This window comes from Bacillus yapensis (assembly GCF_005280205.1).
GTDB lineage: Bacteria > Bacillota > Bacilli > Bacillales > Cytobacillaceae > Robertmurraya > Robertmurraya yapensis.
The window spans coordinates 116,541-128,520 of record NZ_SUND01000003.1 but is presented as its reverse complement, the minus strand read 5'-3'; the positions used below and the strand labels follow the sequence as shown (position 1 = coordinate 128,520).

Sequence of the window (11,980 nt, the reverse complement as noted above, 5' to 3'; positions counted from 1 at the left end):
TCATAAACATTAAAAAACGAGCCCTTCTTTAAAAAGAGGCCCGTTTTTTCTTTTTCCCTTTTTTTCCTTCAATCACGGTTAGGTGAGCAGCGGATTTTGCTTTATTTTTTCCTTTTTTCAGTGTGCTGACGTTTCCGTTCATTGGTTTAACAGAGGGCTTTCGGATATCCTTTTGTTGAAATCGTTTCTTTGATTTTTTTGCTGCCTTTCTAAAAGCACTCTGCTCATGCTTTTGAGGGTTACCTCCGTTAAAGCGACGAACCAAAAAGAAAATAGCGAATCCGATGACTAGGAAAACGAGGACACTTTGAAAAAAGGCAGTCGGATTGGATATGAAGCGACTTGCAACACCGATTATCGCTAGTATGATCATCCCAATAACAAAATAAAAAGATGTTCGATTTTTCAAGAAAGCCACCTCCCTATAAGCATGATAAGCAATATTTCTTATTTTTAAACTAACGAACTATGGGAATGTTATTATCATTTTATGCATTTTTATATACATTGACGCACTATTTACATAATTTATAAACCGTTCAAAAAGCTACTTTGTTAATTTTATTCTACTAGAAAGTCGAGAAAACCTCCATAATGTAGTAATTATTTTTTACATCAAAAGTATTCGTACAGAAATGAAAAGGAATCATATTGCTAGGACATAATACTAGTGGAGGTGTCTTAAAATGGCAGAAAAAGCTAAATTAGAACAAAATCAGAAAGAGAAACCACTTTCGTTTATGGCAATGGTCATATTGACAGGATTAATTGGTGGGATTTTTTGGAGTGCACTCGGGTACTTGGCTTATTTATTTAATTTTACAGACATTCATCCCAATGTCATATTAGAACCTTGGGCTCTTGGGGCTTGGAAAAAACAATGGCTCGGAACAGTGATTTCGATTATTTTGATGGGGGTACTTTCTATTGGAGTGGCGTTAGTGTACTATGCAGTATTGAAAAAAATGAAAAGCATTTTCATTGGGATAGGGTTTGGAATTGGGATATTTCTTCTAGTCTTTTTAATTCTTAATCCAATTTTTCCAGGGATAAAGCCATTTCTAGATTTAAGTTTGAATACGATCATTACCTCGGTTTGCTTGTATGCATTATATGGTGCCTTTATTGGCTATTCGATTTCATATGAGTACCAAGAGCAGGAATATCGTGAAAATCAAGAAGTTAGAGAAAAAGAAGTATCGTCGTAACGGAGGAAAAAATAGTCCATGTAAAAAACAGTATGGTAAAATATTCGTAGGTTGCTTTTTTCTCACTATTCTTAATAAAGGTAAATCTAGCTTGTGAGATTAGTGAATATGTAGAAGGGGAGAGGAATTTATGGATAAATTACAAAAAGTAAGAGAAAGCTTGGGCAAGTTAGGAATCGATGGATTACTTATTACAAGCAGTTATAACCGTCGTTATATCTCCAATTTTACGGGATCAAGCGGTGTGGTATTAGTTGGATTAGATGGAGCGAAGTTCATTACTGATTTTCGTTATGTTGAACAAGCTTCAAAGCAATGTGTGGGCTTTGATATTGTCAAACATACTGGGACGATTCCAGAAGAAGTCGCAGAACAAGTCAAAGCGATGGGAATCAAGAAGTTAGGCTTTGAACAGGATCATGTTACATTCTCAAGCTTCAAATCATATGAAGACGCTGTCCAGGCAGAGTTAGTACCGGTTTCTGGGCTAGTTGAAAAAATTCGCTTGATTAAGACCGATGCAGAGATTAAGATATTAAAGGAAGCAGCAGATATTGCTGATGCTGCATATAAGCATATTTTAGATTTCATTCGACCTGGAATTTCTGAACTTGATGTTTCGAATGAATTAGAGTTCTTTATGAGAAAAGCTGGCGCTACGTCTTCTTCCTTTGATATTATCGTTGCCTCAGGTCAACGTTCTGCTCTCCCTCATGGTGTGGCATCTGATAAAATCATTGAAAAAGGTGATTTCATCACATTAGATTATGGCGCTTACTATAATGGTTATGTTTCTGATATTACACGGACACTGGCAGTCGGTGAGCCAGATCCAAAATTGAAAGAAATTTATCAAATCGTCTATGAAGCTCAATTACGTGGTGTTAATGGAATCAAACCAGGTATGAGTGGAAAAGAAGCGGATGCGTTAACAAGAGACTATATTTCTGAAAAGGGCTATGGAGAATATTTTGGTCATTCTACGGGACATGGAATTGGCTTAGAAGTTCATGAAGGTCCAGCATTGTCCTTCAGATCTGAGCTTAAATTGGAGCCAGGAATGGTCGTAACTGTAGAACCAGGAATATACATACCAGGACTTGGCGGCGTTCGTATTGAAGATGATACTGTAATAACAAAGGATGGGAATGAGACGCTAACTCATTCTACAAAAGAACTCATTATCTTATAATTTAGTTTCGTAGGAGGATTTTACGCATGATTTCTGTTAACGATTTCCGTACAGGATTAACAATTGAAGTAGACGGAGGGCTTTGGCGTGTAATGGATTTCCAACATGTTAAGCCAGGAAAAGGAGCTGCGTTTGTACGCTCTAAGCTTCGTAACCTTCGTACAGGTGCTGTACAAGAAAAAACTTTCCGTGCTGGTGAAAAAGTTGCGAAAGCACAAATTGATAACCGCAGAATGCAGTATCTATATGCAAATGGTGATCAACACGTATTCATGGACAACGAGTCTTATGACCAAATCGAATTACCAGCAACTGCAATTGAGTATGAATTAAAATACTTAAGAGAAAATATGGAAGTTCAAATCATGATGTTCCAAGGTGAAACACTTGGTATTGAACTACCAAACACAGTTGAACTAGAAGTAACTGAAACTGAACCAGGAATCAAAGGTGATACAGCTTCAGGTGGTACAAAGCCTGCTACACTTGAAACTGGTTTAATCGTTCAAGTTCCATTCTTCGTAAACCAAGGTGATCGTCTAATCATCAACACAGCTGAAGGTTCATACGTATCACGTGCATAATATAAAAGGCTCTTTTCGCAAAGATTTTTGCTCCTAGAAATAAATTGGTTATATGGATAGCAATTTTTCTTCTTAAAAACATTCAAAGTCAGCGAAAAGTGCCGTGCGAAAATAATATGAAGCACTAAACCACGTAAGAGGTGTAAATGTCGGCTTTTGGACATTTACGAAAAAAATAATCAATACCAAGACAGCGTAAAAAAATCCCAAATGGAGTGATTTCCATTTGGGATTTTTTTATTCCTACTCAACCTCTCTACCGGTTGCACCAACTGAGATATCTGTATCATTCTTATTGTTATATTCAGGATCAGATGTCCTCTCCGTCCGATTATCTCTAGCCCCACCTAAATATTGTTGTTTTAAGTCCCTTTGTTCCTTCAAAAATTTATCTTGATTAGGATTAACCACGATTCCACCAACTCCTTTCCTCTCTAGTGTTCGCAAGATTTAAATCCTTATGTATTCGTTCAAACCAATATAAAAAGCAACAGCCCTAAGACTGTTGCTTGAAAAATTCATGTTAGATAAAGCCGTTGCTGCCGTCGAATTAATATGGAGTTTCAAAACCTGTTCCACCAGGTGGGCATCCGCAATCAGGTTTTCAGGCGTCCTTGCACATAGTGAAGGCATGCTGTCTTTCCTCATCATATAGGATTCCCTATTACTCACTATAGGTTGAAACTACATATCCAAACGAACAACCCAGCCTCTGTACTAGTATTTTATAATGTCAGGACTGTCTCTTCAAGAGGGAATAAATGGAATTCTCTACCCGGCCATTGTTGAAAAAACAGCTGTTACGACTGCTTCTATATCCTCTTTTCCAGGTTGAATTTCAGTCGAAGCACTCAAGACCATTTGCGTCTTTTGCAAAGGAATGGGTGTTTCAAGGAATCTTCTTTCTTCTACCACTGACTTTGGTGTCGGTATTAATGTTAGGTTAAATGCATTTGCGATGGTTTTTGCTTTTTGAAGGGCATCCTCAACAGCCATTGTCAAAGCTCTTTGGTAAAGATTTGAAGAGTTTAAGATTTGAAAAGAAATATTGGATACACGATTCGCCCCATGTTCAACGGCCGTATCTACAACAAGCCCAACTTTATCTATATCTAAGACTGTAACTTGGAGCATATGGTCTACACGATATCCTCTAAAGACTTGCTTTCCATCAACAAAATCATACATTGGAAAGATCGTAAAGTTATCCGTTTGAATATTTTCAGCGAGGATCCCAATATCTATTAAAGCATGGGTGATATCGGAAATTTTTTGTGCGTTCTCTGCTTGGGCCGTCCTTAATTCTGTGTTTTCTGTTTCAACCCCAATAAGTACTTGTGCCGTATCTGGCTGGATTGATATCCTACCTTCCCCCGTAACCTTTATTTCACTTTTTCGATGTGTCGTATCAGGAGGCTTTCGATAAATCGGCTGATAATAATACAAATTTCTCCCTCCAGTTTGAAACATTTATTACATTCTATTCAGCCAAGTTTTTTCGACGACAGGAGAAAATAACTTTCCTTTATATTTTTCGACGACAGGAGAAAATAACTTTCCTTTATTTTTTCGACGACAGGAGAAAATAACTTTCCTTTACTTTTCGACGACAGGAAAAAATAACTCTCCTTAACTCCATAAGCAACAAAGTTTGAGAAAAGAGCCATTAATAAAAACGGTGATTCTTTTGAACATAGTCATAATGTGTCCAAGCAGGCATACATTTTTAATAGGTTGTTCTCACAATTGATAGAGATTAATCCAGGAGGCGTACAAAGTGGAGCAAGTAATGAAGATGTTGCCAAACAGAGTGGTAGAACAATTGGAACAGCTCCCTCCTCTACTATTGAATGAAGTAGAAGAAATTAGAATCCGTATTCATAGACCGATTGAAGTGGCCGTGAAAGGTACTCCTCGGTTTTTGCCGTATATCGTGAAGGAAGACGATGCGATTCACTTATTGAATAAAATCAGCCACTTCTCGATTTACACGCTGGAGGAGGAATTAAGAAGAGGGTATGTCACGATTTCCGGGGGACATCGAATTGGACTTGCAGGAAAAGTGATCCTTGAACAAGGTGCAGTTAAAGCGATTAGGGATGTTTCTTCCTTTAATATCCGAATTGCCAGGGAAAAGATCGGGATAGCAGAAAAGCTTACTCCCTATATATATGAAAATGGTTGGCTACATACGATGATCATTGGCCCACCGCAAACAGGGAAAACAACACTTTTACGAGATTTTGCTCGAATCATTTCAGGTGGAAATCCAAGCTTCTTACCTGAGAAGGTTGGAATCGTCGATGAACGTTCTGAAATCGCGGGAAGTGTTCATGGGATTCCACAGCTTACCTTTGGCCCCCGAGTTGATGTATTAGATGCATGTCCGAAAGCGGAAGGAATGATGATGATGATTCGTTCTATGAGTCCGGATGTCCTTGTGATCGACGAAATTGGTAGGAAAGAAGATTGTGATGCGATTATGGAAGCGATTCATGCTGGGATTAAGTTATTTATGACGACCCATGGAAATTCACTTGAAGAGATAAGCAAACGTCCGATTTTAAAACCGTTAATTGAGATGGGAATCTTTCAAAGATATATTGGGTTGAGTCGACTTGAAGGACCAGGGACCATTACATCAATTAAGGATGGAAATGGTTCTGATATTGTTGAAAAAGTGAGTGTGACTTAAATGATAAAGATTATCGGGGCGATACTGATTATTCTTGCCACAACATGGACGGGCTTTGAAGCTGCTAAGCATTTTAACGAGAGGCCAAGACAGTTACGTCTGCTAAAATCCGCTCTTCAGTCTTTAGAGGCAGAGATTATGTACGGACATACTCCTTTGCATGAAGCATCAAGAAGATTAGCTGCCCAAATGTCAAAGCCATTATCTATATTTTTTGAATCATTTGCCAAAAAACTGACACATTCTGAAACAACTGTTAAGGATGCGTGGGAGGAAAGCTTGACTGAGGTTTGGAAGCAAACGGCTTTTAAGCAAGGAGAGTTTGAAATTATGAAGCAATTTGGAGAAACCCTTGGGAGACATGACCGAGTGTCCCAGCAAAAGCAAATTCAATTAACGTTAACCCATCTAGAACGTGAAGAAGCAGATGCATTTGACAGGCAAGCAAAATACGAAAAGCTAGTGAAAAGCTTAGGGTTTTTATCAGGACTATTGGTTGTCATTTTATTGATGTAATCCTTAGTCCAACTTTAAGCATAGTGCAGTGTACTTAACTGGGACCTTATTTGTACTTAGGGAGGAAAAGACATGGGTTTAGAAGTAGATATTATCTTTAAAATTGCTGGAGTAGGGATTGTCGTAGCGTTCTTGCACACAATACTTGACCAAGTTGGAAAAAAGGAATATGCCCAGTGGGTTACACTGTTTGGATTTATTTATATCTTGTTTATGGTCGCATCGATTGTTGATGAATTATTCCAAAAAATTAAATCCGTGTTTCTTTTCCAAGGGTAAGGGAGGGCTCAGAGATTGAAATCATCCAAATTGTAGGAGTAGCTCTTATCTCTACATTCTTAGCATTAATTGTAAAAGAACAGAAGCCCAATTTTGCATTTTTACTTATTGTTTTTGTCGGATGCTCGATCTTCTTATTTTTAATTGATCAAATCTACGCGATTATTCATATGCTTGAGGTGATAGCGGTCAATGCCAAGGTGAATATCATATATGTGGAAACGATTTTGAAAATTATTGGCATTGCCTACATTGCTGAATTTGCAGCTCAAATTACAAAGGATGCTGGACAAGGTGCGATTGCTTCGAAGATTGAATTGGCAGGAAAAGTTTTAATACTAGCGATGGCGATTCCGATTTTATCTGTGCTTATTGAAACGATCATTCAACTAATACCAAACTAATTTCTAACTAATCTCCCTAAATGAAGGTGAAAAAAATGAAGCAATGGATTCAGTTCATCTCCACGATCATATTCGCCATAATTTTGTTATTTAGTGCAAGTGGACAAGCCTCTGCCGAGGAGTCTGACAGCAACGTACTCGATCCACAGGCACTTGTCGATCAACAAATAGAAGCCCTTAATTTTGACGAATTAATTGGGTTTTGGGAAGAGATTAAGGATGAATATGGAGGATTTTTGCCTGAAAGCCAGAAGGGAAGCCTTTACGATTTTATCAAAGGGGAAAAAGAGTTTTCCTTAAAGGAGTGGTCTTCGGGACTACTAAAATATCTCTTCCATGAATTTCTTGTAAATGGAAAATTACTTGGAACATTAATCATGCTTACAATCTTCTCGATGTTCCTGCAATTGCTGCAGAACTCCTTTGAAAATACAACTGTTAGCAAAGTCGCTTATTCGATTGTCTTCATGGTACTCATCATCATTGCGCTGAACAGCTTTCATGTCGCGATTGAATATACAACTCAGGCGATTCACTCGATGACATCATTCATAATCGCCCTTATTCCACTTCTACTTGCATTAATCGCAAGCTCGGGAGGAATCATCTCAGCTGCATTTTTCCATCCAGTGATCCTATTTCTTATGAATATTAGTGGGACCTTTATTCAATTTGTAGTACTTCCATTTCTCTTTTTGTCTGTTTTATTGAATATCGTAAGTACATTAACAGACCATTACAAAGTAACCCAATTAGCGAATCTTCTACGAAATTGGAGCATTGGTTTGCTAGGACTCTTCTTAACTGTATTTCTTGGGGTTATTTCCGTGCAAGGAGCATCTGCGGCGGTCACGGATGGAGTTACAATTCGAACGGCAAAATTTATTACAGGAAATTTTATCCCAGTCATTGGGAGGATGTTCACTGACGCAACAGATACGGTAATCAGTGCTTCCGTTTTGTTAAAAAATACAGTTGGAATTGCAGGGGTAGTAATTCTTCTGCTCATTGTGGCTTTTCCAGCAATCAAAATTTTGATGATTTCCTTCATCTATAAATTTGCCGCAGCGATCTTGCAACCTCTTGGTGGAGGCCCTGTTATAAAATGCTTAGATATTATTAGTACAGGCGTTATTTATGTCTTTGCAGCTTTGGGAATCGTTTCTTTGATGTTCTTTTTAAGCTTAACGGTCATTATTGCTGCCGGCAATTTAACGATGATGGTTCGATAAAGGGGGGAGGACCAATGGATTTTATTACCGAGTGGATCACGAATATTATTCTCTTTGTTCTTATTGCCACGGTTATTGATCTTCTCCTCCCGAATACAAGCATGCAGAAATATACAAAAATGGTGGCAGGTTTATTATTGATTGTGATTATTTTATCACCAATATTGAAGCTCTTTTCTGAGGATTTTGAAACAGCAATTGCTTCCATTCCATCGATGAATACCAATATTGATGAAAAAAATATGGAAAATTTAATAGATTTGCAGAAAAAAGAAATACAAGCCTCCACTGATGCATATATTTTAGAAGAAACGGCTGTCCAACTAAAAGCGGGCGTAGAGGAGGAGTTGATGGAGCAGTACGGATTAGAGATTTCAAACATTGAACTTTTAGTAGATGAAAATGGTCAGCGTGATTTTCCAGGGAACCTGCAAACAGTCATCGTTCACCTTAAGGAACCAGATGGTGAGCCTCAAGCGGTTGAAGTAGTAAAACAAGTAGAGATCAATACACAAGAACCTCTTCCATCCAATGAAGATACGCAGGACAGCAATAGGATTGCATCTCTTCTTTCGGAAAAATGGGATGTTGAAAAAGAAGATATACAAGTCGTAGTAGAAGGGGGGAACAGTTAAGCGATGGAGCAAGAGAAGGGGCCGTTATCATGGCTAAAAAAGCTGTTCTCAAAAGAGGGAAAATCAGAGAAAAAGTATCAATATTTGATCGTTGTCCTATTGTTTGGAGCTGCAATCATGGTAGTCAGTAATACGCTATTTAGTGGAGACAATAATCAATCAAGCATTCCTGTTGTAGGAAGTTCAGAAGAGGCTACTGAGGAAGTAGAAACTTTGGGCCAAACAAAAGCAGCTGGAAACGACATGATCGCGGATTATGAACAGCAGTATGAAACCCAATTGAAAGAAGCATTAGAAGGAATTACTGGAGTTAGTGATGTGATGGTCGCCGTCAATGTAGATGCAACTGAGAAGAAGGTTTTGGAGAAAAATACGGTTACCCGTTCTCAAACAACTGGTGAAAAGGATCGAGAAGGTGGCGAGAGAACGGTTGAGGACCAATCACAGGATAGTCAAATCGTGATTATCCGAAATGGAGAAAAAGAGGTTCCGATTGTACTAGAAACGAAGAAACCTGAAATTAGAGGTGTTCTCGTAGTGGCAAAAGGAGCAGACAATATACAAGTAAAGAAATGGATCATTGAATCGGTTACCAAGTTGCTTGATGTCCCAGTCCATCGTGTTTCCGTTATGCCAAAGAAATGATTTAGATTTTATCAATAAATAGTAGTCAATTAAGAAGGGGGATTCCATAAATGTTACTTAAAAAGCAAACTGTTTGGTTATTAACAATGTTAAGTTTAGTAGTGGTACTATCAGTCTATTACATGACATCGCCTGATCAGCAAAAAAATGAACTAGCAACAACGGAAGAGCAAAAACAAGCCACTGATAGTGGACAAGAAGAAGTGACCACTGAGACAGAAGGAGAAATTGTATCAAGCGTAGCAAGTGACGAGGTATTTGAAGGCCTACGCTTAAAGCTAGATGAAGAAAGAAGCAAGATGAAAGAGGAATTAAGAGATATCATGGCTTCAACAGACCTCCCAGCAGATCAGCGTAGCGAAGCATATGATCAAATTGAAGAATTAGACCAAGTTGCTCAAAAAGAAGCGGTATTAGAAACATTGATTGTGGCCATGGGATATGATGATGCACTTGTTCGTGCTGATGGAGAAAAGGTGCGAATCACTGTCAAATCAAATGAGCCGTCTGCATCAGCTGCAAATGACATCATTCAAGTGGTCAAGGATGAATTAGGACAAATGCAAGCTGTAGCAGTTGAATTTCAACCGGATAAATAAGAAAAGCGGAAACGCTGGAGCTAAACAATTTTCAAAGTCGAGAGTTAATTTGAAAAGAAAACACGGGAAAGCATCTGCTTTCCCGTTACTTTTGTATGTTCATTAAATTTTCGATAGATTGATGTGCTTCAGTAGCTGACTGGAGGAGTACTTCATGCTGTGAGGTTTGTAAGCCGACGGTCGATGATAGTTCTTGCAAGACAGCACTAGCCTGCTCAATAATAGAACTGAAATCATTGACTGACTGTTCGATGGATCTTGATGAATGAAGGATATTCTTTGTTAATGTTTCATATTTTGATATGTCATCTTTTAGTTGTTGGAAAGTCAATTGGACTTTCGAGAAGGCATCTTGTGAATCAACAGCTAGTCGCAAATTATCGGTAATTTTCTTTCCGGTAATGGAAACTGTATCCATTGTTCCATATGTTCTACTGATCACATTTGCGAGATTATCTGAAATTTGCGATGCCGTTTTTCTTGTGACATCTGCTAGCTTTCTAACTTCTTCTGCTACCACTGCAAAACCTTTCCCAGAATCTCCAGCTCGAGCTGCTTCAATAGATGCATTTAGGGCGAGGAGATTTGTTTGTTCGGCAATTTCTTGAATCACTTTTGTAAAGGAAGAAGTTTCTTTTACTAGATTAGAAAGGGATGTCATTTGTAGATTCATTTTTTCCATATCTGTGAATGATACGGAAAGTTCTTCCTTTAGTTTGGTAATTAGAAGTTCACCGTTATTCGTAACTTTTTCTGCTGCAATTGCGTCTTGATGAAGCTTGTTCACAAGACTATCGGTGTCTCGAATCAGCTGATTGGAGTTTTCTAATGCCTTCGTAATTCCAACAATGGAATCAGATTGTGTTTGAATTCCGGCTGCGATTTCTCCAATAGAGTCGTTCATCTCTTGAGAAGCCTCATAGTTTTCATGACTTTTATTTCTGACAAAGTGGATGAGGTCAGAAAGACTTACCGTATTCTCTTTAACAGTCATTCTAATTTTGCGGTCGTTTAACAATAATTCTTCCGTTTGTTGTTGAGCAGCAACAATATTCTCGGATAGTTTCTTGGATATGGACAACTGAAAGCCTAGTAAAATAGATACTAATAAATAGAGTAAATAAACGGTTGCATAATTCTTTGCTTCTAGTGGTAAAGTACTATTGTTTTGCCAAATAAACATCGTATTTGCGATAAAGCCGAAAATTGAGCCTGTCCACAAAACCTTTTTATCCATATAAATGGCTGCCGTTGCAAGAATGAAATACAGTAGGACAAATGCGGCGGGTGAAACGCTATTTGCCATAATGACATACATGACGATGGTGACTAGAACAACAGCAAGATATGGGATAAACGAAATAAGTTTTCGGGTGTAATGAAGAAAGGCAATAAGGGCAACGCCTAAGCCACCGCCAATAATAATTGATAGGATAAGAGCCAAATCTTTTTTCATCACAATATCAACAACTGTTGCAAGGATTACACATACGAATGTTGCTTTTACTACTAAGGAATTCTTTCTAGTCATATCCTCCTGTTTTATCTCTGCAATCGTTTTCAAAAATATACCTCCTTTTTACCTATCGTTATTTTTTCGCTATCATATCGTTAAAATCCTTTTAAAATTCTGAAAATAAAATTTGGTATAATGAAATCAAGTGCCTGAAATGAACTTTTCGTTTCGTATTATCTATTTGCGTAGATATGGATAAAATTCTAGTAGAACGATTTTTTGTCAGGCACATTTCTCGAACCTTATTACTTTAAAAACTAATGCTAAGATAAGTTATTTTCTCAATGAGTCGAAAAAGACACCGATGGAGAAAAGAACTTTCCCACATGGTAGTAAGCATTAATATTTTTGCATTAATTTTTATGGACAGCAGAAATAGAACCAAAAAAAATGTCCCTGAATATCCTTGTGTTTAAAGCTGATTATCCCAATAAAGGTATGTACAAAAAATCAATTAGGATTGAACTTTCATAAG

15 protein-coding genes and 1 other RNA gene are annotated in these 11,980 nt (G+C 37.8%); 11 read left to right on the top strand and 5 right to left on the bottom strand.

Features of this window, described 5'->3' with window-relative positions; all coding sequences use genetic code 11:
* Positions 1-28 precede the first annotated feature (28 nt).
* Positions 29-418 (bottom strand): SA1362 family protein, encoded by a 390-nt coding sequence (locus FAR12_RS04965; protein WP_281275634.1) that lies wholly within the window; start codon positions 416-418, stop codon positions 29-31.
* Between the two features lie 268 nt (positions 419-686).
* Here FAR12_RS04965 and FAR12_RS04960 point away from each other — a divergent pair, with 268 nt between their 5' ends.
* The 3 genes from FAR12_RS04960 to efp all read left to right on the top strand — a co-directional run bounded on the left by FAR12_RS04960 (position 687) and on the right by efp (position 2,984).
* Positions 687-1,208, top strand: a complete 522-nt coding sequence (locus tag FAR12_RS04960; protein WP_126406965.1) for a YqhR family membrane protein — start codon at positions 687-689, stop codon at positions 1,206-1,208.
* A gap of 130 nt (positions 1,209-1,338) precedes the next feature.
* Positions 1,339-2,400 carry a M24 family metallopeptidase gene (locus tag FAR12_RS04955; protein WP_126406963.1) on the top strand — a complete coding sequence of 354 codons (1,062 nt, stop codon included), beginning with the start codon at positions 1,339-1,341 and terminating at the stop codon, positions 2,398-2,400.
* Between the two features lie 26 nt (positions 2,401-2,426).
* Positions 2,427-2,984: an elongation factor P gene (gene efp, locus FAR12_RS04950; protein ID WP_126406961.1), complete on the top strand. Its 558-nt coding sequence runs from the start codon at positions 2,427-2,429 to the stop codon at positions 2,982-2,984.
* Positions 2,985-3,227: 243 nt separating this feature from the next.
* Here efp and FAR12_RS23310 read toward each other — a convergent pair whose 3' ends face one another.
* The 3 genes from FAR12_RS23310 to FAR12_RS04940 form a co-directional block, all read right to left on the bottom strand.
* On the bottom strand, positions 3,228-3,395 hold the full coding sequence (locus FAR12_RS23310; protein WP_170972104.1) for a hypothetical protein: 168 nt from the start codon (positions 3,393-3,395) through the stop codon (positions 3,228-3,230).
* A 115-nt stretch (positions 3,396-3,510) separates the two neighbouring features.
* Positions 3,511-3,699: non-coding RNA, 6S RNA (gene ssrS, locus FAR12_RS04945), on the bottom strand.
* A 56-nt stretch (positions 3,700-3,755) separates the two neighbouring features.
* A complete protein-coding gene (locus tag FAR12_RS04940; RefSeq protein ID WP_126406959.1) occupies positions 3,756-4,430 on the bottom strand; it encodes an SIMPL domain-containing protein in 675 nt (224 codons plus the stop codon).
* Positions 4,431-4,761: 331 nt separating this feature from the next.
* Here FAR12_RS04940 and spoIIIAA point away from each other — a divergent pair, with 331 nt between their 5' ends.
* From spoIIIAA to FAR12_RS04900, 8 genes are all read left to right on the top strand, one after another.
* Positions 4,762-5,679 carry a stage III sporulation protein AA gene (gene spoIIIAA / locus FAR12_RS04935; RefSeq protein WP_126406957.1) on the top strand — a complete coding sequence of 306 codons (918 nt, stop codon included), beginning with the start codon at positions 4,762-4,764 and terminating at the stop codon, positions 5,677-5,679.
* On the top strand, positions 5,680-6,195 hold the full coding sequence (spoIIIAB, locus tag FAR12_RS04930; RefSeq protein WP_126406955.1) for a stage III sporulation protein SpoIIIAB: 516 nt from the start codon (positions 5,680-5,682) through the stop codon (positions 6,193-6,195).
* A gap of 72 nt (positions 6,196-6,267) precedes the next feature.
* Positions 6,268-6,474: a stage III sporulation protein AC gene (gene spoIIIAC / locus FAR12_RS04925; protein ID WP_077213937.1), complete on the top strand. Its 207-nt coding sequence runs from the start codon at positions 6,268-6,270 to the stop codon at positions 6,472-6,474.
* Positions 6,450-6,878 (top strand): stage III sporulation protein AD, encoded by a 429-nt coding sequence (spoIIIAD, locus tag FAR12_RS04920; protein ID WP_246010301.1) that lies wholly within the window; start codon positions 6,450-6,452, stop codon positions 6,876-6,878. Before spoIIIAC ends, spoIIIAD begins: the two co-directional genes overlap by 25 nt.
* 35 nt (positions 6,879-6,913) lie before the next feature.
* Complete coding sequence (gene spoIIIAE / locus FAR12_RS04915; RefSeq protein ID WP_126406951.1) at positions 6,914-8,110, top strand: stage III sporulation protein AE; 1,197 nt, start codon at positions 6,914-6,916, stop codon at positions 8,108-8,110.
* A gap of 14 nt (positions 8,111-8,124) precedes the next feature.
* Positions 8,125-8,745, top strand: coding sequence for a stage III sporulation protein AF (gene spoIIIAF / locus FAR12_RS04910; RefSeq protein ID WP_126406949.1), 621 nt, complete (start codon positions 8,125-8,127; stop codon positions 8,743-8,745).
* Positions 8,746-8,748: 3 nt separating this feature from the next.
* The gene (gene spoIIIAG / locus FAR12_RS04905) at positions 8,749-9,390 is read left to right on the top strand and encodes a stage III sporulation protein AG (protein ID WP_126406947.1); all 642 of its coding nucleotides are present in this window, start codon (positions 8,749-8,751) and stop codon (positions 9,388-9,390) included.
* Positions 9,391-9,440: 50 nt separating this feature from the next.
* Positions 9,441-9,989, top strand: a complete 549-nt coding sequence (locus FAR12_RS04900; protein ID WP_126406945.1) for a SpoIIIAH-like family protein — start codon at positions 9,441-9,443, stop codon at positions 9,987-9,989.
* A gap of 85 nt (positions 9,990-10,074) precedes the next feature.
* Here the strand turns inward: FAR12_RS04900 and FAR12_RS24135 are convergent, their stop codons facing one another.
* Positions 10,075-10,671 carry a methyl-accepting chemotaxis protein gene (locus tag FAR12_RS24135; protein WP_425456142.1) on the bottom strand — a complete coding sequence of 199 codons (597 nt, stop codon included), beginning with the start codon at positions 10,669-10,671 and terminating at the stop codon, positions 10,075-10,077.
* Between the last annotated feature and the right edge of the window lie 1,309 nt (positions 10,672-11,980).